Origin of the sequence: Candidatus Dactylopiibacterium carminicum, assembly GCF_014736495.1 — a bacterium.
GTDB classification, from domain to species: Bacteria; Pseudomonadota; Gammaproteobacteria; order Burkholderiales; family Rhodocyclaceae; genus Uliginosibacterium; species Uliginosibacterium carminicum.
Genome location: NZ_MDUX01000009.1, coordinates 40,140 through 63,077 on the forward strand (window position 1 = coordinate 40,140; position 22,938 = coordinate 63,077).

The 22,938-nt window shown below is 61.4% G+C and carries 19 protein-coding genes; 16 read left to right on the forward strand and 3 right to left on the reverse strand.

The window, feature by feature from the left end:
• Positions 1 to 3 precede the first annotated feature (3 nt).
• The 9 genes from BGI27_RS04365 (at position 4) to BGI27_RS04405 (ending at position 8,602) form a co-directional block, all read left to right on the forward strand.
• Positions 4 to 261 carry a hypothetical protein gene (locus tag BGI27_RS04365; RefSeq protein ID WP_095523685.1) on the forward strand — a complete coding sequence of 86 codons (258 nt, stop codon included), beginning with the start codon at positions 4 to 6 and terminating at the stop codon, positions 259 to 261.
• Between the two features lie 230 nt (positions 262 to 491).
• Complete coding sequence (siaA, locus tag BGI27_RS04370; protein WP_095523686.1) at positions 492 to 2,486, forward strand: biofilm regulation protein phosphatase SiaA; 1,995 nt, start codon at positions 492 to 494, stop codon at positions 2,484 to 2,486.
• A gap of 11 nt (positions 2,487 to 2,497) precedes the next feature.
• Positions 2,498 to 3,040: a biofilm regulation protein kinase SiaB gene (gene siaB / locus BGI27_RS04375; protein WP_095523687.1), complete on the forward strand. Its 543-nt coding sequence runs from the start codon at positions 2,498 to 2,500 to the stop codon at positions 3,038 to 3,040.
• 18 nt (positions 3,041 to 3,058) lie between these two features.
• Positions 3,059 to 3,442, forward strand: coding sequence for a biofilm regulation phosphoprotein SiaC (siaC, locus tag BGI27_RS04380; protein ID WP_095523688.1), 384 nt, complete (start codon positions 3,059 to 3,061; stop codon positions 3,440 to 3,442).
• The gene (gene siaD, locus BGI27_RS04385; protein ID WP_095523689.1) at positions 3,429 to 4,229 is read left to right on the forward strand and encodes a biofilm regulation diguanylate cyclase SiaD; all 801 of its coding nucleotides are present in this window, start codon (positions 3,429 to 3,431) and stop codon (positions 4,227 to 4,229) included. The genes siaC and siaD overlap by 14 nt, the downstream gene beginning before the upstream one ends.
• 324 nt (positions 4,230 to 4,553) lie before the next feature.
• A complete protein-coding gene (groES, locus tag BGI27_RS04390; RefSeq protein WP_095523690.1) occupies positions 4,554 to 4,844 on the forward strand; it encodes a co-chaperone GroES in 291 nt (96 codons plus the stop codon).
• A 156-nt stretch (positions 4,845 to 5,000) separates the two neighbouring features.
• Positions 5,001 to 6,644, forward strand: coding sequence for a chaperonin GroEL (groL, locus tag BGI27_RS04395; protein WP_095523691.1), 1,644 nt, complete (start codon positions 5,001 to 5,003; stop codon positions 6,642 to 6,644).
• Positions 6,645 to 7,256: 612 nt separating this feature from the next.
• Complete coding sequence (locus tag BGI27_RS04400; protein WP_095523692.1) at positions 7,257 to 7,667, forward strand: bacteriohemerythrin; 411 nt, start codon at positions 7,257 to 7,259, stop codon at positions 7,665 to 7,667.
• A gap of 65 nt (positions 7,668 to 7,732) precedes the next feature.
• Positions 7,733 to 8,602 (forward strand): spermine/spermidine synthase domain-containing protein, encoded by an 870-nt coding sequence (locus tag BGI27_RS04405; RefSeq protein ID WP_095523693.1) that lies wholly within the window; start codon positions 7,733 to 7,735, stop codon positions 8,600 to 8,602.
• Here the strand turns inward: BGI27_RS04405 and hemL are convergent, their stop codons facing one another.
• Genes hemL through thiD form a run of 3 tightly spaced genes read right to left on the reverse strand, consistent with a single transcriptional unit; the run spans position 8,603 to position 11,351 of the window.
• Positions 8,603 to 9,889: a glutamate-1-semialdehyde 2,1-aminomutase gene (hemL, locus tag BGI27_RS04410; protein ID WP_095523694.1), complete on the reverse strand. Its 1,287-nt coding sequence runs from the start codon at positions 9,887 to 9,889 to the stop codon at positions 8,603 to 8,605.
• A complete protein-coding gene (thiE, locus tag BGI27_RS04415) occupies positions 9,886 to 10,494 on the reverse strand; it encodes a thiamine phosphate synthase (protein WP_095523695.1) in 609 nt (202 codons plus the stop codon). Before thiE ends, hemL begins: the two co-directional genes overlap by 4 nt.
• Entirely contained in the window at positions 10,491 to 11,351 is an 861-nt protein-coding gene (gene thiD / locus BGI27_RS04420) for a bifunctional hydroxymethylpyrimidine kinase/phosphomethylpyrimidine kinase (RefSeq protein WP_223871595.1), read from the reverse strand. The genes thiE and thiD overlap by 4 nt, the downstream gene beginning before the upstream one ends.
• A 377-nt stretch (positions 11,352 to 11,728) precedes the next feature.
• Here thiD and BGI27_RS04425 point away from each other — a divergent pair, with 377 nt between their 5' ends.
• The 7 genes from BGI27_RS04425 (at position 11,729) to BGI27_RS04455 (ending at position 22,905) form a co-directional block, all read left to right on the forward strand.
• Complete coding sequence (locus BGI27_RS04425) at positions 11,729 to 12,094, forward strand: response regulator (RefSeq protein ID WP_223871599.1); 366 nt, start codon at positions 11,729 to 11,731, stop codon at positions 12,092 to 12,094.
• 28 nt (positions 12,095 to 12,122) lie between these two features.
• A complete protein-coding gene (locus BGI27_RS04430) occupies positions 12,123 to 12,488 on the forward strand; it encodes a response regulator transcription factor (protein WP_095523697.1) in 366 nt (121 codons plus the stop codon).
• Positions 12,489 to 12,511: 23 nt separating this feature from the next.
• Positions 12,512 to 13,033 carry a chemotaxis protein CheW gene (locus BGI27_RS04435; RefSeq protein ID WP_095523698.1) on the forward strand — a complete coding sequence of 174 codons (522 nt, stop codon included), beginning with the start codon at positions 12,512 to 12,514 and terminating at the stop codon, positions 13,031 to 13,033.
• Between the two features lie 113 nt (positions 13,034 to 13,146).
• Positions 13,147 to 15,291 carry a methyl-accepting chemotaxis protein gene (locus tag BGI27_RS04440; RefSeq protein WP_095523699.1) on the forward strand — a complete coding sequence of 715 codons (2,145 nt, stop codon included), beginning with the start codon at positions 13,147 to 13,149 and terminating at the stop codon, positions 15,289 to 15,291.
• Between the two features lie 89 nt (positions 15,292 to 15,380).
• Positions 15,381 to 21,473: a hybrid sensor histidine kinase/response regulator gene (locus BGI27_RS04445; protein WP_095523700.1), complete on the forward strand. Its 6,093-nt coding sequence runs from the start codon at positions 15,381 to 15,383 to the stop codon at positions 21,471 to 21,473.
• Between the two features lie 161 nt (positions 21,474 to 21,634).
• Positions 21,635 to 22,669, forward strand: a complete 1,035-nt coding sequence (gene dusB, locus BGI27_RS04450) for a tRNA dihydrouridine synthase DusB (RefSeq protein WP_095523701.1) — start codon at positions 21,635 to 21,637, stop codon at positions 22,667 to 22,669.
• The gene (locus BGI27_RS04455; protein WP_095523702.1) at positions 22,666 to 22,905 is read left to right on the forward strand and encodes a helix-turn-helix domain-containing protein; all 240 of its coding nucleotides are present in this window, start codon (positions 22,666 to 22,668) and stop codon (positions 22,903 to 22,905) included. The genes dusB and BGI27_RS04455 overlap by 4 nt, the downstream gene beginning before the upstream one ends.
• Positions 22,906 to 22,938 lie beyond the last annotated feature (33 nt).

Below are 22,938 nucleotides of genomic sequence, written 5' to 3' on the forward strand. Positions count from 1 at the left end.
GAGGTGCGCGAACTGAATACGCGGATCGAGATTCCCGGGCGAGGTGAGTGCGATCTTGCCTGGGGAGACTTCCGGCAGACGCAGAAGATGCCGTCCATCGAGCTGGTGGGGAAGACGGACCGTTGCACCGCACGGATCTGGCAGCAGGGGCAGCGGCTCACGGTGTCCTATTCGAATTGCGCAGCCCGGTGCAGCGGGCGCGATACTTTCCAGTACGTGTGGCCCGTGCTGGTGGATCTGCGCAACCAGCGGTGCGACTGAAGCTGCGTGCCGTCAAAAACTTTATTGCAATGTGTGTAAGTGCCACGTTGCTGTAGCCGTTAATCACTACAATCCTGCCGCCGGGCGTGCGCGTTCCGGCGTCGGTGCCATGCTCACCACTAGGTAGCCGAGGTACTTCCCGGGGTGTCCGGCCCGGATCCGAACCGTTCCATCTCGTCCGGCTGCGGTCATGTCGTCCGCAGCGCCAGTCCAAGAAAGAGAGCAGCCCGATGGCTACCTGGGGGTTTGGCCTGCGCGCCAAATCGATGTTCGCGCTGTGCATCGCCTGTCTGTTGACCCTGCTGCCGGCGAGCATCATCGGCTGGCAGGTGATCGAAGGTGTGCGCAATCACTTCGGCGAGGCCTATGCCCGCAACTACACCCAGCTCAAGCGGGAGCAGATCGTCAGCCTCGTCTCCCGCGAGCTGATGCTGGCCCGGCGGCTGGCTGGCTCCGAGCTCACCCGTCAGTGGTTGCGTGATGAAGAAAATCTCGACAAGAAAGCCCTGATGTTCAGGGAGGCGGAGGCCTATCGGGCAGATCTGCAGAACCACGCCTATTTTATCGCCAGCGCCGCCAGTGGTAATTACTACTTCAATGGCGACGACAAACCCTACAGCAGTGCGCCGCGCTACAGGCTGGAGCATGGCAAGGACAGCGATTCATGGTTCTTCGGCACGCTGGATCAGTCGGATGACTACAACATCAACGTCAATTTCGACGTGCCTCTGCAGCTCACCATGGTCTGGTTCAATGTCAGCATCCGCGACGAGGCACGGAAGATCGGCGTGGCCGGGGCCGGGCTGAACCTGAACGGATTCCTGCAGACATTCATCAATACCGACGAGCCGGGCGTTACGCCGCTGATCATCGCCAGCAACGGCGCCATTCAGGCGCATCGCGAGGCGGCGCTGATCGCTACCAATCAGGCGGGGAACGTTGCCAGGCCCGAGCAGACCCTGCCGGGGCAGTTGGCGGACAGCAAGGACAGGGAAGCACTGCAGCGGGCGATGGCGCTGGCGGCTGAGCGCCCCGGCGAGGTTTCGACGCTATGGGGCAACCTGGATGGACGTCAGCAATTGCTGGCGCTCTCCTACATTCCCGAGCTGAAGTGGTATGTGGTGACTGCGGTAGACCTGCAGATGGCCAAGGTGCTCGACGGCGGCTGGTTGAAGAACAGCCTGCTGTTGCTGCTGGTGCTGCTCGCCATCCTGCTGGTGTTGTTCAGCCTGGCGGTTAACCGGCTGGTGCTGCGGCCCCTGGAGAAACTCCACCACTCGGCTACGGCCATTTCTCATGGCAATTTCGACGTCAATCTGCCCGAGGACAGCCGCGACGAGATTGGTGATCTGAGCCGCGCTTTCGCGGTGATGGTGAACAAGGTCCGCACCTATACCGAGGATCTGGAAAGCGAAGTGCGGGAACGGACCGAGGCGCTGGAGGCTGCGAATCGCGAAATGCGTCTGGCGCACCAAAAGATCAATGACTCCATCGATTACGCCAGTCTGATCCAGAAGGCCATCCTGCCCAGCCAGCAGATGACGCAACAGCTCGGTGAGCACCACTTCGTGCTGTGGCGGCCACGCGATGTGGTCGGCGGGGATTTCTACGTTTTCCGCGCCGATGGATCGAGCTATCTGATCGGGGTGGTGGACTGTGCCGGTCACGGCGTCCCGGGCGCGCTGATGACCATGCTCGCGCGTGCCGCCATCGACCACGCCATGACCAAGACCGGCATCGCCTCCCCAGCCGCGATACTCACCCAGACGGACCAAGCCATGCGCGCGATGTTGCAGGATTGTCCGCTGCCCCGTGCCATCGCGACCAACATGGATGCCGGTCTGGCCTATGTTGATCTGGAAAACCGGCGCATGGTCTATGCCGGCGCGAAGATCCCGCTTTACTGGAGCGACGGCGACAAGGTCGGCCATATCCAGGGCGATCGCCGCGCGATCGGTGACCGTCGCCAGGGGATCTATACGGACAAGGAAGTCGAACTGCATGCCGGCTTCACTTATTACCTCGTGACCGATGGATATCTCGATCAGGCAGGCGGGGAGCTGGGTTTCGGATTCGGTAACAGCCGCTTCGCAGAATTGCTGCGCTATGTGGCACAACGCCCCATGCAGGCACAGGCTGCCGCCCTGGAAAAAGCCCTTGGTGAATACCAGGGAAACTATTCCCAGCGTGACGACATCACGATACTATCGTTTCGTTTTGACTGAGGCGGAATCTCATGGAAGCCATTGATTTATTTGGACTTCGGGAGCTTTTCAATCGCTGCCGGATATTGCTCTGTTTCAACGGTCCCATTTCTCGCAGCCTTATCGAGGAAATCGGCAACGCACTGAGAAATTACCTCCAGGCAGATCAGGCACACCCCTCTTCCGCCATGGATGTTTTCAGCGTCTATATTGAACTCACCCAAAATATCCGTCATTACTCGACGAGCAGGAATTACGACGAATTGGCCGGTTCCGCCACCGTGGTGGTGGCCCGCGATGAGCGTGGTTTCTATGTGGTTCAGGCCGGCAACCTGGTGGAGCAGGAAGACGGCGAGCTCCTGCTCGCCAAGGTGGGCGAGCTGGCGCGGCTGGACAAAACCCAGCTCAAAGCTGCCTACAAGGAGCAATTGCGCAAGCCTCGCAGCAGCGATGCCGTGTCTGGCGCCGGGCTGGGGTTGATCGACGTGGCCCGTAAATCAGCCGAGCCGCTGGTGGCCAATCTCTCGCCCGCGAGCGATGGCCGGGCATTCTTCAGCCTGCGGGCGGTCATTTAATCTGGAATACGCTTAAGCATGAAAGAACTGAATATAAAGGGTACGCAATCCACGCCGGAAATATCGGCCAGATGGGACGACGGCGTGCTCAGCATGAGTGGCGATTCCTATCCGGAGAATTCATTCGAATTCTTCGGCGAAGTGATCGGTTGGCTTGAAGAGTACCTGCAGAAAAGCGAACAGGCGCTGCATCTCGAATTGCGCCTGATCTACATAAATACCAGTTCCGTGAAGGCGATGATGGATATCTTCGATCTTTGCGAAGAGGCCTTCGGCAGGGGGCGGGCGGTGCGGGTGAACTGGTATTACGATCCACGCAACGAACGTGTGCTGGACCTGGCTGACGAATTCAAGGAAGACTGCAGCTTCCCGTTTGAAATCACGGAAGATGCCCAGCACTAACCTGACCGGCAGCGACAGGGAATTCCTTGCGGACCTGCAGACGCTGCTGGCGGATCCTGCGCAACAGGACAACCCGATGCGTGAGCCGCTTGTCCGGCTGCTGGAGCAGTTCCTGGGGCAGCGCGAGCGCCTGGAGCGCCTGGTGCGCATTTCCGACGGCTATCACCATCTTGCCCGCGATCAGCGCCTGAGTCTGGTTGAGCAATATGACAAGCAGGTTCGCCGCCTTGAAAAGCTGGCACGGATTTCAGATCGCTATCAGAACAGTTTGCGCGAATTGAGCCTGGCGCTACGTGATGCTGCCCTGCACGACCCACTCACCGGACTCGCCAACCGCCGCTTCCTGATGGAGCGCCTGCGCGAGGAGGCCGACCGCAGCAAGCGCCTGAAGCGAGGGTTTTCTCTCGCCATCATGAATGTGGATCACTTCAAGCACATCAACGATGAATATGGTCATGAAGCGGGAGATCTGGTCCTGCAGGCAATTGCGCGTGCCATCGAATCGCAGCTGCGTGAGTATGACCAGTGCGGCCGCTGGGGTGGCGAGGAGTTCCTGATCCTGTTGCCTGAAACCCCGTTGGACCAGGCACAGGCGGTGCTGGAGCGCATTCGCGTGGCGGTGGCAGAGATCAATCGGGTCGGCGGTGAAATCAGTACCCGGCTCTCGGCCAGTTTCGGCCTGGCCGAACATCTACATGAAGAGAATTTCTCCGCGACCATCAGCCGTGCGTATCAGGCGCTGTATGCAGCCAAGGCTGCCGGACGCAATCGTGTGGAGCAGGCCTGACGCTGATATCTGGAGCAAGGTATCGCTCCTGAGCCCGGGGGGGCTCTTCGGCAAGCGTTGTTTGTAGATGGCATGCTTCCGAACCGTTCCGTCCCGCGCCCCGAAGCGCGCCCAAGGGCTGCCCGTGGCGAGAGTAACTGCCCATATATGAGATATTGGACGGCTCCGTACAGGGCCCGCCTTGAAATCACCCACTCCCGCCCCTATCATTAGCACTCGCCGGGGTAGAGTGCTAACGGCTGCCGTGCTGGCAACGTGGCCCGCCCGCTTTTTCCGGATGCTCTGCATCCTTTGATTCCAGATCAATCCCTTACAGGAGTAAACATGAAGATTCGTCCGCTGCACGACCGCGTCGTCATCAAGCGTGTTGAAGCCGAAGAAAAGACCGCCTCCGGCATCGTCCTGCCTGGCGCTGCTGCTGAAAAGCCCGACATGGGCGAAGTGGTGTCCGTCGGCACCGGCAAGCTGCTCGACGACGGCTCTGTGCGTGCCCTGCAACTGAAGGCCGGCGATAAGGTCATTTTCGGCAAGTACAGCGGCCAGACCGTGAAGGTCGATGGCGAAGAGCTGCTGGTGCTGCGCGAAGAGGACATCTTCGGCGTAATCGAAGCCTAAGACCGGCTTCGCGCTACTGCGCGAGCTGGGCTGAAGGCTCCGGTGCTCAACGTACTCCAGTACGTCTGCGCTCCTCGCCTTCATCGCAGCCCGCTCGCGACGCGCGACTCCCGACCTTCCGCATTAACAAATTCCACTCAATTTCTGGAGTAAGAAATGGCTGCTAAGCAAGTTCTGTTCGGCGACGACGCACGCGCCAAGATCGTCAACGGCGTCAACATCCTGGCCAACGCCGTCAAGGTGACCCTGGGCCCGAAGGGCCGCAACGTGGTGCTGGAGCGCTCCTTCGGTGCTCCCACCGTAACCAAGGACGGCGTTTCTGTTGCCAAGGAAATCGAACTGAAGGACAAGTTCGAGAACATGGGCGCCCAACTGGTCAAGGAAGTTGCTTCCAAGACCTCCGACAACGCCGGTGACGGCACCACCACCGCGACCGTGCTGGCCCAGGCCATCGTGCGTGAAGGCTTCAAGTACGTGGCCGCCGGGTTCAACCCTACCGATCTGAAGCGCGGCATCGACAAGGCCGTTGCTGCCATCGTCGGCGAGATCAAGAAGAACGCCAAGCCCACCACCACCTCCAAGGAAATCGCCCAGGTCGGCTCCATCTCCGCCAACAGCGATGAATCCATCGGACAGATCATCGCCGAAGCCATAGACAAGGTCGGCAAGGCCGGCGTGATCACCGTGGAAGACGGCAAGAGCCTGGACAACGAGCTGGATGTCGTCGAAGGCATGCAGTTCGACCGTGGCTACCTGTCGCCTTACTTCATCAACAACCCGGACAAGCAGATCGCCGCGCTGGATAACCCCTTCGTGCTGCTGTACGACAAGAAGATCTCCAACATCCGTGATCTGCTGCCGGTGCTGGAGCAAGTCGCCAAGGCCGGCCGTCCGCTGCTGATCATCGCCGAAGACGTCGAAGGCGAAGCCCTGGCCACCCTGGTGGTGAACAACATCCGTGGCATCCTGAAGACCGTCGCCGTCAAGGCTCCGGGCTTTGGTGACCGCCGCAAGGCCATGCTGGAAGACATTGCCATCCTGACCGGTGGCCAGGTGATCGCCGAAGAAGTTGGCCTGACGCTGGAAAAGGCCACCCTGAACGACCTCGGCCAGGCCAAGCGCATCGAAGTCGAAAAGGAAAACACCACCATCATCGATGGCATCGGCAAGGCTGACGCGATCCAGGCCCGTGTTGCCCAGATCGAAACCCAGATCGAAGCCTCGACCTCCGACTACGACAAGGAAAAGCTGCAAGAGCGCAAGGCCAAGCTGGCCGGTGGCGTGGCCGTGATCCGCGTCGGCGCCGCGACCGAAGTCGAAATGAAGGAAAAGAAGGCCCGCGTTGAAGATGCACTGCACGCCACCCGCGCTGCCGTGGAAGAAGGCGTGGTCGCTGGCGGTGGTGTGGCCCTGCTGCGTGCCCGCGCTTCCATCGGCGAGCTGAAGGGGGACACCCCCGATCAGGACGCAGGCATCAAGATCGTGCTGCGCGCGGTCGAAGAGCCGCTGCGCCAGATCGTGGCCAACGCCGGTGACGAGCCCTCCGTGGTCATCAACAAGGTGCTGGAAGGCAAGGGTAACTATGGTTACAACGCCGCCAATGGCACCTACGGTGACCTGGTCGACCTGGGCGTGCTGGATCCGGCCAAGGTGACCCGCTCCGCGCTGCAGAACGCCGCCTCCGTGGCCGCGTTGATTCTCACCACCGATGCGCTGGTGGCCGAGCTGCCGGAAGACAAGCCTGCTGCCGGCATGCCCGACATGGGCGGTATGGGTGGCATGGGCGGCATGGGCATGTAACCGGCCTGCGGATAAACCTACTGCGCGGGCCGATCTCGAAGTTCCGGTGCTCGACGTACGTTTGTACGTCTCCGCTCCTCACTTCGACCTCGACCCGCTCGCTACGGTTTCTCCGCGACCGGTGCGTGTGTGGCACCAAAGTTTCAAAGGCAAAACCCCGCTGAAGCGGGGTTTTGCCTTTCGTGCAGCCTGCGATCCAGATCTTGCTGGAAGGCTTGCACGGATACTGCCAGCCCGCGTTCCTGCTTCGGCCCCCTCGGCACGAACGACGTTTTGGCCGTGGGCGCTCCGATACGAAATCTGTTCGCACTGAGGTGTCGAAATGCGGGCGGATGCGCTACCGATCTTTGTTACCTGCCTCTGAATACTCAGTTGTCGTGGCGGTCCGTCTTTTGACGCCTTCGTGACAGTGCGGCGTCAGGCCGTGTTCCGCTTGATCGTGGTCAAGCAGGTGTTGTGTTTCGCTCAAGCCAAAGACCTTTCTTTCGATATGGATTCTGCTCCGGAGTTTTCGTCTAGTCGTTTCCGATGGGCGTGGAGTGTTCGTGTCCCCGGCGGGTTGCTCGGTTGCAGACCCGCTCCCCGGAATTTCCTCAGAAAAGAAAGAATCAGATGGCCTTCTTTGTATGGAGTGACGATCTCGCCACTGGCGATGCCCGTATCGATAACGACCACCAGCAGCTCGTGCAACTGGTCAATGACCTGTATGACGCAATGAAGGGTGGCAAGGGAAACGACGTCCTGAAAAAGACGCTGGATGAGTTGATCCGTTACACCGCCTCACATTTCCGCCGCGAGGAAAGTCTGATGGCGCAGATCACCTACGCCGATACCGCTGTGCACAAGGCCGAGCATGAGCGTTTGGTAAAGGAGGTGCTGGACCTGCAGAAGCGTTTCGAGAGCGGTTCGGCGACGCTGTCGATCACCGTATTCAATTTTCTCAGCGACTGGCTGCGCAAACACATCAAGGAATGTGATGTGAAGCTGGGCCTGGCACTCAAGCAACGCGGTCGCGCTGCCTGAGCCGCTTTGCGCACAAACCGGGAGACGGCTTGGCGGATTGCCGCGTAGCGGCCAGAATTCCGTCCATGTCCATACCGCCTCCCGGCTGGATCAGCATTCCAGCCAGTTTTCTCGGTGAATCAGGCCAGATCTGGTTACGCGAAACCGAAGACAAGAATCGCCAGCTGTTGATCAAGCAATTGCTGGATGGCATCTATCCGCACCCCTTTGTGATGGACGACGGCAAGGTGCGGCGCCTGCATTTCAGTCTGCGCCTGACGCAGAGCGAGATGCGGCTGGATGCGCCCGATGAGCTGGCCGTGGCCTATACCCGCGCGATGCTGGGTTTCCTGCTGTTTCAGCCGACGCCGAAGCATGTGGTGATCGTGGGTTTGGGCGGCGGCTCCCTGACCAAGTACTGCTATCGCAAGCTGGCACGCAGCCGGGTGACGAGCGTGGAGCTGATGGAAGGGGTGATCGCTTGTCGCGACTGGTTTCTGATTCCGCCGGATGACGATCGTCTGCACATCGTGCAGGCGGATGCTGCGGAGTATTTCGCGCGCGAGCCCGAGGGGGCGGACGCCATTCTGCTCGATGCCTATGATGAGGAGGGTGTGGCGCCGCAGCTATGCACGTTGCGGTTCTATGCCAATCTGCGCGCTCATCTGAAGCCGCGTGGCATGCTGGTGGCCAATATCTCGGGCCACAGTCTGGTGGCTGAAACGCATGTCGATCTGATCCGCAAGGCTTTCGACGGACGTATGGCGGTTGTTGACGTAATGAGTGACGGCAATCGTATCGTGTATGCCTTCAACGATCCTGCCTTTCCGCCGGATTGGGGGCGCCTGCAGCGCAAGGCGCGTGAGTTGGAGGTACAACACCCGGCCGAGTTCCAGCGCCTGCTACGCGAGATGGAGCGTAGCGCTCAGCGCGAGAAGCGCCGGGGGCGGCGCTGATCAACCCGCCAGCTGCGCGAAGGCTGCGTCGGCAGCAGTCAGCGTTGCAACGATGTCGGCTTCGGTATGTGCGGCAGAAACGAAGCCGGCCTCGAAGGCTGATGGCGCCAGGTAATGCCCGGCGTCCAGCATCAGATGGAAGAAGCGGTTGAAGCGTTCGCGATCCGAGGCCATCACGTCCGTGAAGGACTGTGGCAGAGCCTCGCTGAAGTAGAAGCCGAACATGGCGCCGACGTGCTGGGCACAGAAATCGATGCCATGCTTCGCGGCTGCGGCCGTCATGCCGCTGGCGAACTGCGCGCTACGTGCGATTAGTGCATCGTAGAAGCCGGGCGCGCGGATCAGTTTCAGCGTCGCCAGCCCTGCGGCTACGGCTACGGGGCTGCCGGAGAGCGCGCCGGCCTGGTAGACGGGGCCGAGCGGCGCGATCTTTTCCATGATCTCGCGTTTTCCCCCGAAGGCACCAACGGGCATGCCACCACCGATGATCTTGCCCAGCGTGGTGAGGTCCGGCGTGATGCCGTAGAGACCTTGCGCGCAGCCGAGGCCGACGCGGAAGCCGGTCATCACTTCGTCGAAGATCAGTACCGCGCCATGCGATGTGCATAGTTCGCGCAGACGCTGCATGTATTCTTGCGACGGGCGCACGAGATTCATGTTGCCGGCCACCGGTTCGATGATCACGCAGGCGATTTCGTCACCTCGCGTGGCAAAGCATTCCTCCAGTGCAGGAAGACTGTTGAAATCGAGCACCAGTGTGTGTTTTGCAAAGTCGGCCGGAACACCGCCGGAGGATGGGTTTCCGAAGGTCAGCAGGCCCGAGCCGGCCTTCACCAGCAAGCTATCGGCGTGACCGTGGTAACAACCTTCGAATTTCACGATTGCATCACGCCCCGTGAAGCCGCGTGCCAGACGGATTGCGCTCATCGTGGCCTCGGTGCCGGAAGAGACCAGACGCACCATTTCGATGGCGGGCAGCATCTCGATGAGCAGTTCGGCCATTTCCACTTCACGCTCGGTGGGGGCGCCGAAGGAAAGTCCGTCCGCTGCCGCTTGTTGTACCGCTTCGATGACCTCGGGGTGTGCATGGCCTAGGATGGCAGGTCCCCAGGAGCCTACGTAGTCTGTGTAGCGGGTGCCATCGGCATCCCAGACGTAAGCGCCTTGAGCGCGCGCGAGAAAGCGTGGCGTGCCGCCGACGGACCGGAAGGCTCGGACGGGGGAGTTCACGCCGCCCGGAATGCTGCGTTGGGCACGCTCGAAGAGTTCTGCGTTTTTGCTCATCATTTATACAGGGCTGCGAATTTGGCTGCCTGAACCCGTGGGTCGGCAGCCTGATAGATGTCGGTGATCACGGCGACCCAGTCTGCACCGGCTTCGATCAGCGGGGCGACATTGCTGGCGGTGATGCCGCCGATGCAGGTGACGTGCGCGCCGAGTTCATGCCTGGCACGGGAGATCAGAGCGTGCGGGGCGGCCACGGCATGTGGCTTGGTTGGCGAAGGGTACATTGCGCCAAAGGCCACGTAGGCGGCACCTGCCATGTGGGCCAGACGCGCGAGCTCGAAATCGTCATAGCAGGAAACGCTGACGGCTAGGTCCGGCGCCGTGGCGCGGATTTCGGGCAGCGCACCATCGTCGCGTCCGATATGCAGGCCATCGGCACCAACGGCCAGCGCGAGCTCGAAGTCATCGTTGACGATGAAGCTGCAGGAGAACGCCTGCGTGAGTGCGCGCAAGGCTCTGGCCTGTTCCAGGCGCAAGACGGGCGAGGCCGTCTTGTGGCGGTATTGCAGTACGCAGGCACCGCCTTCAATGGCTGCACGGCTGACCGCGAGCAGGTGTGCGGTATCGTCCCAGTCTGGCGTCACCAGATAAAGGCCCCGCTTCATGCAGACTTCCAGTCGCAGAAGTGGTTGGGCACGATGCGGCCCATGCCCAGGCGCCAACCCTGTGCCTGGGCGTGCCAGGCGTAGCGCTGAGCCAGCCCGACGGCCTCTTCCAGCGAAGAGCCCTGTGCGATGAAGGCTGCCAAGGCCGCCGCAAGAAGGTCATTGCCGCCGAGATGACTGCCGGGGAGGCGTTCCCAGCTGTCGGTACGCAACATGCCTTGCTGTCCGAAGAGGGTATTCACGATCTGTGGCGACTGGGCATGGGCGCCAGTCAGCAGTACGTGGCCGGCACCATAGGCCAGCAGCAGGCGCGCACTGTCGGCATGCCCGGCAGGATAGGCCGGTGGGGCGTCCTCCGGCTCCGCTTCGCCTTCATCCACTGAATCATCATCGGGCGCCAGGCGCGCGGCGTCCTCCGGGCCACAGATCACGATCTGGCACAGTGGCAGGATCAGCTCGCAGATTGATCCCAGCATGTCTTCTTCTGTTTCCGCGTCGCTGCCGTGCAGTGTCAGGTCGGGCGCGTACACCACAGGGATATCCGGATAGTCGGCGAGAACGTCCGCCACTTCGGCCACGTTGTCCGTGCTGGCGAATTGGCCGAGTTTGAAGCAACTGACAGGAATGTCTTCCAGCAGGGCGCGGGCCTGATCGGCCACCCAATCGCCATCGGTCGCGAAAAATGACTCGGTCCGCGAAGTGTCCTGTACGAGCAGGCCCGTGCTCACGGACAATGGATAGACCCCAAGCGCGGAAAGGGTAAGGGCATCACCGCCAAGGCCGATGGCAGACGTTGGATCGTTGCAACCGAAGCTCAGGACGGTGGACGGAGTGGTGAGCAGCCGGGGTGGGAGCATGGCGAGGCGAGCGGCAGCGGAGAAATCTGCCCGGGATACTACGGGACATTGATTTTAACCGATAAGGCTTATCGTAAATCGGCATGAGACGGGGATATCCATAGTGGCTCAGGTAAACCCGATTGGCAAAATCGGGGCACAATGGCGTTTAATGCGTGAGCTAATTACGCATTAAAGCCCTTGGCCCGGTCTTGCTGCGGTCGGTGAAACACAAGTTTGGTATATTTGCCGCCACCTACCCATAAAAGAAGGCGCTTGACCATAGGGGCTGGCTTTGCCTAGCCGGACAACAATACCGCACGGAAGGCTGGCGCGCCGGGCGGATGGAGAGGAGTTCTACGTTGGCAGAACGATCTGATGCCTCTGGCACCAAGGTGATGGTGATTGACGACAGTAATACCATTCGCCGCAGTGCAGAGATATTCCTGGCCCAGGCGGGCTACCAGGTCCTGCTGGCCGAGGATGGTTTCGATGCATTGGCCAAGATTGCCGATCATCATCCCAGTCTGATTTTCGTCGACATCATGATGCCTCGTCTGGATGGTTATCAGACCTGTGCCCTGATCAAGAAGAATCCCAAGTTGTCTGCGACCCCCGTGATCATGTTGTCATCCAAGGATGGCCTGTTCGACCGTGCGCGTGGCCGCATGGTGGGCTCCGATGAATACCTGACCAAACCCTTTACCAAAGACAGTCTGCTCAAGGTCGTGTCCGCACACTTGGCCGCGCGCGGACAAAACTGATCCGTTGAATCCCGTTTGAGGCTCCACCATGGCAATCAAGAAAATCCTCGTCGTCGATGACTCCCCCACCGAACGTTTCGCGCTGGTCGAATTCCTTTCCAAGCAAGGTTATTCAGTGGTGACTGCGGATAATGGGGAAGAGGGCGTGCTGAAGGCGAAGGCTGAATTGCCGGATCTGATCCTGATGGATGTGGTGATGCCCGTCATCAACGGTTATCAGGCCACGCGCACCATCTCCCGCGAGGAGAGCACGCGCAACATCCCCATCATCATGACTACCAGTAAGGATGCCGAAACCGACAAGATCTGGGGCATGCGTCAAGGGGCCTTCGATTACATGACCAAGCCGCTCGACCTGCAGGAGCTGCTGCGCAAGATCCAATCGATCGGCTGAAGCCGGCAAAGGGGAGGTGTCGCATGGCAAAGCGCATCAGTCTGCGGGAGTTTCAGCAGGATCTGACCAAACGCCTGGCTGAAATGAGCAGCAGCGGGCGTCGTTCCGCGCTGCTGGCGGTCACCGCTGGCGCTGAGAACTGGCTGGTGGACCTTTCCGATGCCGGCGAGATCATCGCCGCACCGGCTCTGACCGAGGTGCCGCTGACCCGCAACTGGTTCCGCGGGCTTGCCAACGTTCGCGGCAATCTCTACAGCGTGGTCGATTTGGCTGCCTTCTGCGGCGACCCCTTGCCACAGCTCACCAATGACTCGCGCATGATGCTTATCGGTGCCAAGCATGGTCTGCACACCGCGTTGCTGGTGTCGCGTGCGCTGGGGCTGCGCAATCCCGATGATTTCGAGCTCGATGAAAGCTTTGCCGATGCGCGGCCGTGGATTGGCGCTGCATTACGGGACAATCAAAACCGGCTGTGGAAGCGTCTGATCGTGCGGCCCCTGCTGGCTGATCCGCGCTTTCTCGATGCCGGTGCCGACGCGCGCTGAAGCTGCGCAGCGCCGGCGGTGTTTGTAGCACGCTGTGTTGAAACCTATGCAAGGCGGCGCCCGGGGCTGCCGCTCATAACGAAACCAACGCCCGCATCATTCGGAGCACTCGTATGGCACTCAAACTTCCTGGCTTTCTGACTCGCAGCAAGGCAAGAACCGTTGGTTCGGACCATACCGTCATGGATAGCCGCGCCACGCTGCTTGAGTCCGCCGCTCCAGGCCGCGCCAGCATCCGGCGCAAGCTCCCGCTGCTCGGGGATCGGCCGCTGACCGAACAGATGCGGATCATCGGCAGCTTCTTCGGCGTGACGCTGATTGCCGTGATCGCGCTGACCTATCTGCAGATCAACTCCGCGCGCCAGGGTACGGCCTATGTGTCCGCCACCGGGCAGATGGGTACTCTTTCCCAGATGCTTGCCAAGGCCGCGCAGCTGGCCGTGACTGGCGGACGGACCGGCTTCTCCGAACTGAAGGAAAGTCGCGAACAGTTCTCCGTGCTGCTCGAAACGATTTCGAAGGGCGGGAGTGTGGATGGCATCTTCGTGCCGGCCTCGCCTGCGGCGGTGCGCCCCCAGCTTGATGAGGTGGCGACGATCTGGGCCAAGGTCAACAAGGAAGCGCAGGACGTTGCCAATCAGCAGGTGCAGATTACCCGCCTGGGTTCTGCGGTGACCAACATCAACAGCAACAACGCCCAGTTGCTGGACTTCGCCGAACAGGTTGCGCGTGCCAAGCTGAAACGTGGTGCCAATGCACGGGACATCGAAACCGCCAACCAGGTCGTGATGCTTTCGCAGCGCATGGCCAAGAATGCCAACGCGCTGCTGGCGGCGGAATCGGTGGATCCGGAAGTGATCTTCCTGCTGGGCCGTGACCAGAACACCTTCAGTGAACTGCTGGAGCAACTGGAAGGCTCCGCAGTCGATGCGGATGCGAAACAGAAACTGGAAGACCTGAAACTCGCAGCCACCAAGCACCAGGTGGCGGTGGGGGGCATTCTGGGCAACGTGCAGCCGTTGCTGACGGCCAAGCGCTCGGGCATCACCATCTTTGAGGAATCCACCAAGCTGCTGGATGCCATCAAGGTGTTGTCCAGCGCCTACAACCAGGCCTACACGGGTATCAGCTGGTTGCTGATCGGCATCATGATCCTTGGCCCGCTGGCCTTGCTGGCACTGGCCGGTCTGGTCTGGGCCTACAACAACGACCTTTCGCTGCGCCGCGACGAGGCCGATCGCCAGCGGCAACTGGCGGAAACCGAAAAGAACGCTACGCAGCAGGCCATTCTGCGGCTGATGAACGAAATGGGCGACCTCGCTGACGGTGACCTGACCATCCGCGCCACCGTGACCGAAGACGTGACCGGTGCCATCGCCGACTCTGTGAACTACACGATTGAAGAGCTCTCCGTGCTGGTTCGCCGCATCAACGACGCGGCAGGCCGTGTGACGATTGCGACCGAGACTGCACAGCGTATCTCCGGCGAACTGCTTGACGCTTCCGAACGCCAGTCGCGCGAGATCACCCAGGCGGGCTCGCAGATCCAGGAAATGGCGCGTTCGATGACCAGCATTTCCGGCTCTGCACTGCAGACAGCCCAGGTGGCCCGTCGTTCGCTGGAGGCAGCTCGCAAGGGGGCAGATGCCGTGCAGGCATCCATCCGCGGCATGAACGAAATCCGCGAGCAGATCCAGGAAACCTCCAAGCGGATCAAGCGCCTCGGTGAATCCTCACAGGAGATCGGCGAAATCGTGGAGCTGATTTCCGATATTACCGAGCAGACCAACGTGCTGGCTTTGAACGCAGCCATTCAGGCCGCTTCTGCGGGTGAAGCCGGGCGCGGTTTCACGGTGGTTGCCGAAGAAGTGCAGCGTCTTGCGGAACGCTCCGCCGAGGCCACCAAGCAGATCGCGGCCATCGTGAAGACGATTCAGACCGACACCGGCGATGCTGTGGCGGCCATGGAAAATTCCACGCGCGGTGTGGTCGATGGAGCCAAGCTTTCCGACGCGGCCGGCCAGGCCCTGTCCGAGATCGGCGATGTGTCGGTGGAAATGGCTACGCTCGTCGAAAAGATCTCGGCCGATACGCAGCGTCAGGCCAATGTGGCGACCGAGGTATCGGAAGCCATGCGGGGCATTCTCTCGATCAACGAAGCCACCACGCGCGGCACACAGCAATCGGCCGTGTCAATCGGCCAGCTGGCCGATCTTGCGGTCGAGCTCAAGGGCTCGGTATCCGGCTTCAAGGTTTGATGACGGTCGTCCCGCATGCCACGCGCTTCCTCCTCTGCTCCGCCGGGCGGACAGGGCCGGCAACGTTGCGTCTGCACACGAGGCAATAGATGAGTCAAAACAGCGATTTCGATGTGGGTCCGCTGACCTGGGTGAAGGCCGAGATTGATGCCGCGCTGGCATCTGCCCGCGAGCGTCTGCTGACGGTGCAGGAAAACCCGGACCAACGCGAGCCCTTGCGCTTTGCCCAGAGCTTTGTGCACCAGGCCAGCGGTGCGCTTTCCGTGGTCGGCCTTGATGGTGTGACGCAATTCGCGGAAAGCATCGACAAGCTGCTTTCCGCCCTGGCGGCGGGAGACTCCCCTGCAACGCCGGAGAATCTGGCGCTGACCCTGCGTGCCACCGGCGTGCTCGGCAACTACATCAACGAAGTGGCCGCCGGGGCCCCCAATCAGCCCTTGCGTCTGTTCCCCGTCTATCAGGAACTGGCGTCTGCTCGCGGTGGCGATGCACCCTTGCCGGCGAAGTTGTTCTTTCCCGATTTGAGCGCTCGCCCGCAACTGGAGCGCGTGGCCGCCATTGCGCCAGACCGTGCAGCCCACGAGTTGCGTGTGCTGCGTGGCCGCTTTGAGAAAGGCCTGCTTGGCTGGCTGCGCAAGCCACAGGAGGCCAAAGGGCCGCAGGACATGCTCAATGCCGTCGCACGCATCGAGCAGATCCAGTCGCAACCGGCTACCCGTACCTTCTGGTGGGCTGCCATCGCCTTCTTTGAAGGGCTGGTGGCGCAGGCAATTCCGGCGGACCGTGACACCCAGCGTCTGTGCCGTCGTATTGATGCGCAGATGCGCCGATTGCTCGAAGGTTCGCAGATCATCGCCGAGCGCCTGGTGCGCGATGTGCTCTACCACGTAGGTACTGCCCGGACTGAAACCCGCCATGCGCAAGCCGTGCGGCAGGCATTCCAGCTCGATCAGATAATCCCGGGCGTAGATGCGGAGCTGTCCGACACCTTGCGGCAGCCGCATGTGCTGCGTGTGCGCGAAACACTTGATCAGAGCAAGGAAGCCTGGAACCGGTTCAGTGCCGGTGCGGCCATCGCGTTGCCGCAGTTCCAGGAACAGCTCTCCGAGCTGGTGCGCCGGACCGAACCGATGCGGCTGTCGCAGGTCACGCGTCTGCTCGAAACGCTGGCGGGTACTGTGGCCTGGCTGCGAGCCGACCCCCTGCGCCAGTCCGACGACTTGTCGATGGAGATCGCAACCAGCCTGCTGGTGGTCGAACAGGCAGTCGAGTCGCCCAATGCCGACCAGGCCATGCTGCGTCGTCAGGTGGATCTGCTATGTGGTCAATTCGATGCCCGGCGGGAAGGACAGGTCGTCGTCGAGCTGGATCTCACGCCGTTCGGCGAGGTCTCGCGGCGTGCCCAGGAGCGTCTGTTCTTCAATCAGCTGGCACGGGAAATTCTCACCAATCTCGGACAGATCGAGCAGACCCTGGATGCTTTCTTCCGCAATCCGGACCTGCGTGAAACCCTGCCGGCACTGGCTGCACCACTCAAGCAGATCGAAGGTGCCTTCGCTGTGCTCGGCGAGACGCGTGCCGTCGCGCTGGTGCAGGAGAACACCGCTCGCATCCAGGCCTTTGCCACCGAAGAAAACCTGCCGGCACCTGAAGAGTTCGATACTCTGGCCCATCAGTTGTCCGCGCTGGGCTTCTATGTTGATGCGCTCAAGAATGGCCCGGCACGCCTCGAAGACTTCATCGAGCCACGCAAGCAACAGGAAGAGGAAGAGGAAGTTCCTGCAGGGGAAACGCTGGAGTTGCAACTGCAGCGCGAAGCGGAAGAAACCCGCAATCTGGCGGCTGCACTCAAGGATGCTCCCCAGGACGAAGCCCTGCGCCAGCAACTGGTCAGCAACCTCGAATCCTTGCGCGACGATGCCCAATTGGTGGCCGATGCCGCGCTTGAGCAGCGTGCTCGTGAGGCATTGAGCAGCCTCAAGGCTGGCGGTAGCGACGTCGGCGAATTGGTCACGCGTGATGGTGGTGCGGTCGTCGAAGCGCCCCAGCCCTCCGCCGAGACCACGCGTCTGATCAGTGCCAGCAGTGAGGAACTCGACGCCGAATTGCTGGCGATCTTTCTCGAAGAAGCGCATGAAGTGCTGGCTACCATCGCGGAACATCGCAATCTGGTGGCCGCCGGTGCGCACGATTTCGATGCACTGACCACGGTGCGTCGTGGTTTCCATACGCTCAAGGGGTCCAGCCGCATGGTGGGGTTGGGCGATTTCTCCGAGGCTGCACGCCACGTCGAGATGACCTTGAACCGCTGGTTGCAACTGGAGAAGGATGCCACGCCGGAACTGATCGCCCTGCTTGACTGCGGTGTGCTGACTTTCGGTGCTTGGGTGGAACAACTGGAGGGCGGCGGCAGCCCCTGGCGAGACGCAGCCGAACTCATTGCGCAGGCGCAGCGCCTGCTGTCTTCTCTGGATGGTCCTGGAGATGACGATGGCTCGGGGCAACCCAATCCGGCAGTGGTCCTGCCCGTGGGTGACAGCGGTATGCTGGATGCGTCTCTGACCGCCACCGCCCTGGCCCCCCTGCTGGATAATCCGACGCTAGAGACCAGTTCCGAACTGGATCTGACAAGTACGCTGCTGGAACTGGACCTGGCAGCGCTTCCCTCGGGGGAGCAAGGGCATACCGAGATCGATCTGTCGGTCACCGATTTCGAAGGCGACGTATTGCGTGCCTTTTCCGAGGAGTTCGGCGAAACGAAGGCAGCCGTTGCCAGCGCCGACAACGCGCAGCGTTTCCTGCCGCCGGGTGTGAGCGTCGATGGCGATTTCGACTTCGACCTAGGGGAACTTGCCGAGGATTCTCTACCCGAGAAAGAGGGGGCGATTCCCTCTGAGGCGGATCGAGACGATGTCGAATTGACCTTGCCTGAATTGGTGGAAGAAGTTCCGGAAGAGGCTGCCGCAGCCGAGCTGGATCTGACCGAATCGCAGATTGGCGGTGTGCTTGAGGGGCTGGTGGCAGAGCGTGAAGGCAATGCCGAGTTCGATCTGACTGCCACCGATCTCGCCATCGAGCTGCAACGCGAAGAGGAAAGTGTCGATTTCCCGCAGTCCCTGGGGCTCCCACTGATCGAAGATCTGTTGCTGGACGAGCAGGCCCCGGCCGAGCAATCTGCATTAGCCGATGAAGCGCGGGAGAATCCGCAGGACGGAGCCACTGCCGGGACGCAGGAGGTCAAGGCCGATGAAATCACTATCGGCGACCAAGTCCTGTCGCGTGGGCTCTACGATCTCTATGTTGCTGAATCGCGCCAGCTGCTGGATGTCCTTCTCGATGAACACGGCCGTCTGGCCGGCAATCCGCTGCGTTACCCCTCCGTCGACTCAATCCGCGCGGCACATACGCTGGCGGGGATCTCCGGCACCGCCCGCATCGAGCCGGCCTACGCCCTGGGCAAGGCGCTCGAGCATGCGCTGCATCGGTTTGCCGATCCACAGGTTGCACCCGAGCCGGTGCAGACCGATCTGCTTGGCACTGTCATCCTGACACTGGACGGGATGCTGGGCGAAGTTCTGCTGCTGCAGATGCCTGAGGACACGCCTGACCTGATCGAACAACTGCGTGCCTTGCAACCCTCGTTGGGTGAGCAGATCCCGGTGGCTGACTTGCCTGTCGTCACCGAGGTGCCGATTGCGGCCGTTCCGACCCATGAGGAGGGAGAGCAGCCCGCCGCTACCGATTCGGGCGACGAGCGTGCTCCGGTGGAAACGCCTGAAACGCTGGAGATCGTAACGGAAGTTTCCGCACTGAATGTGGAAACCATCGTGCTGCCCGAGGCGCCAACGCCTGACAACATGGAGGCTGCGCCGGCCGACGAACTCGATGAGCAATTGCTGCCCATCTTTTTCGAGGAGGCCAATGAACTGATTGAAACCATTGCGGCCACACTGCGTGAAATGCGTGCGGCGCCCACCGAGGCTGAGCCTGCATTGGCATTGGCGCGCAGTCTGCACACGCTGAAGGGCAGCGCACGGATGGCTGGTGCGATGCGCCTGGGGCAGTACGTCCACAATCTTGAAGGCTATCTTGAGATGGCCGATGCACGTGGACAGCCGCATGGCGTGCTGGTAGATGACTTGGAAAGCGGTCTCGATCACGTGGTGGCGATGATCGAGCGTCTCAGGCATCCAGAGCAGGTTGCTGCTGCCGAATCGGCGCAAACGCCCGTGGAGCTTGATGCCGAAACTGATTCCCGGTCTGCGGATATCCCGGCCCAGGATGTCACCGCGTCTCGACCGCAGGTCGCGCCGCAGTTCCCGCTGGACGAACTGGAGGCTGCCCAGCCTGCACAGCGTGCCCCGTTGCGCGTGCGTGCCGAGCTGATCGACCGGTTCGTCAACGAGGCGGGTGAAATCTCCATCGCGCGGACCCGGATCGAAGGCGAAATGCGTGTACTGCGCCGATCCCTGCTTGATCTGACGGAAAACGTGATCCGCTTGCGCAATCAACTGCGTGAGGTCGAGATCCAGGCTGAATCGCAGATGCAATCGCGCATCGCGGCTGCCGAAGCGCAACATGCGAATTTCGATCCACTGGAATTCGACCGTTTCACGCGCTTGCAGGAACTTACGCGCATGATGGCCGAGTCGGTTGGTGACGTGACCACCATCCAGCAGAATCTGTTGCGCAATCTGGATGCAGCGGATTCTGCACTGCATGCGCAGGGGCGGTTGTCGCGCGACCTGCAGCAGGCGCTGATGGGCGTACGTATGGAGCCCTTCGAGGAGCTCGCGGATCGCCTCTATCGCATCGTTCGCCAGACCGCGAAGGAGCTTGGCAAGCGCGCCAATCTGGATATCCAGGGGGGCGCGATCGAAATCGATCGTGGTGTGCTGGACAAGATGACCGCACCGATCGAACACTTGTTGCGCAACGCCGTGGCGCACGGCATCGAACTGCCGGAGCAGCGTGCGGGCGCGGGTAAGCCCGAGTTTGGTCAGATCACCCTCAAGCTCACCCAGTTGTCCAACGAAATCGCGCTGGAACTGGCCGACGATGGGCGCGGACTCGACTACCAGCGCATCCTGGCGCGCGGTCGTGAGGCGGGCCTGCTTGGTCCCAACGAGACGCCGGGTGAAAACCGCCTGACCCAGCTGATTTTCGAGCCCGGGTTCTCCACCGCACAGCAGGTTTCCGGCATTGCCGGCCGTGGCGTCGGCATGGATGTGGTGAAGAACGAAACCTTGTCGGTCGGTGGCCGCATCGAGGTCTTCTCCGAGGCAGGCAAGGGCTCGCGTTTCATGGTCCACCTGCCGCTCACGCTGGCGGTCACCCAGGCCTTGCTGGTGCGTTCGGGCGAACGGACCTACGCCGTGCCTTCGAACATGGTCGAGCAGGCGCTGGAGCTCAAGGAAGCCGCGCTGGCCGACATTCGTGCCAGGGGTTTCGTCGAATGGAAGGACACCCAGTATCCGCTAGCCTACATGCCCCGTCTGCTGGGCAATCCGTATGCCCAGCCGGCGCAGAGCCGTTTCCACTGGGTACTGCTGGTGCGCGCGGGCAGTCAGAGGCTGGCCGTGCTGATCGACGAGCTGCGTGGCAACCAGGAAATCGTGGTCAAGAACGCCGGGCCGCAGTTCGTGCGCCTGCAAGGCTATTCGGGTGCGACCGTGCTGGCTGATGGCGAGATCTCGCTGATCCTGAACCCTGTGGCCCTGGCCGCATGGCAGAGTACGGCCACGGCGCCGCTGGACGGGAAGGCGGCCGAGCTGGATGAGCAGCCTCTGGATGCCTCGCAGACCCGTATCCCCTCCGTGATGGTGGTCGACGATTCGCTGACCGTGCGCAAGATCACCAGCCGCTTGCTGGAGCGCGAGGGTTTCCACGTAGTGACGGCCAAGGATGGTGTCGATGCGTTGGAACAACTGACAGAGTACAAGCCGGACGTGATGCTGCTCGACATCGAGATGCCGCGCATGGATGGCTTTGACCTGGCACGCAACGTACGCGCGGACGCGCGCCTGAAGGATGTGCCGATCATCATGATCACTTCGCGCATGGCGGACAAGCACCGCAATTACGCGATGGAAATCGGCGTCAATCATTATCTCGGCAAACCCTATCAGGAAGAGCAGTTGCTGGAGCTGATCACCGGCTTCATCGCGGCACAGCGCGCCTGATACGAGGTTTCGCGACACAGCAAAGGCCTGCGCAAGCAGGCCTTTCTGCTCCAAGGGGCAGGCTTGTCGTGGCGCAAGGATTGGCAGGCGTTGCGCAAAAAATGCGCACTTCATGGCCCCCGTCTAGTAGAATCGCGCCCTTCGCGAGAGTCGCCCGGCCCATGCAGATCGCCTCAATTTCCTTGAAAAACAATCTGTTTGTCGCGCCCATGGCCGGTGTGACGGATCTGCCATACCGGCGCCTGTGCCGGGCCTTCGGCGCAGGTCTGGCTGTTTCGGAGATGATCACGGCCAATACCCAGCTGTACGCCAGCACCAAGACCCGGCGACGCAGCGACCATCGGGGCGAACCGGGGCCGATCTCCGTGCAGATTGCCGGCGCCGATCCGCAGCAGATGGCTCAAGCCGCACGGCACAACGTTGCCAACGGGGCGCAGATCATCGATATCAACATGGGCTGTCCGGCCAAGAAGGTCTGCAATGTGGCGGCGGGCTCCGCCCTGATGCGCGACGAAGCGCTGGTGGCGCGGATTCTTGAGGCGGTGGTCGAGGCTGTGCCGGAAGTGCCGGTCACGCTCAAATGCCGTACCGGGTGGGACCGCGAGCACCGCAACGTATTGCGCGTCGCGCATATTGCTGAGGCAGCGGGCATCCAGGCGATTGCCGTACACGGCCGTACCCGGGCAGACCTCTACATGGGAGAGGCGGAATACGAGCATATCGCCGCCGTCAAACAGGCCGTGAAGATCCCGGTGATTGCCAATGGCGACATCGACTCACCGCGCAAGGCAGCCCGGATCCTGCAGGCTACTGGTGCCGATGGTGTGATGATCGGGCGGGCGGCACAAGGGCGGCCCTGGTTGTTTCGCGAAATTGCGCACTTTCTGGCCACTGGCGAAGAAATGCTTCCGCCGACTCTGGCCGAGGCCCTGGCAACTGCCAGAAACCATTTGCAGGAACTGCATGCTTTTTATGGTGAGTTGGCCGGCGTGCGCGTGGCGCGCAAGCATCTTGCCTGGTATGCGCGCGGGCTGGTCGGTGCGCATGCCTTTCGCCAACAGATCAATCAGATCGAGACGGCTGCCGCACAGTTGCAGGCACTCGAACACTATTTCGCCGGATTGGGCGCACCCGATGAGCGTCTGACTCCGGCTTCCGTAAATCCACACTCCGACATGGAATCGCTCGCCGCATGAAACTCAAGGAAAACGATATTGCGCTGTGCGTGACGCAGTCGCTGGAGCGCTATTTTTCCGATCTCGACGGGGAGACTCCCGCGGATCTGTATGCCATGGTGATGCGTCAGGTGGAACGCCCGCTGCTCGAATCGGTGATGACCCGTGTGGGCGGCAACCAGACCCAGGCCGCCGAGATTCTCGGCATCACCCGCAACACCTTGCGTCGCAAGCTCACGGATCACGGTCTGCTCTGAGCCTGCCTTCGTTCATCCACTCTTCCGTTCAGG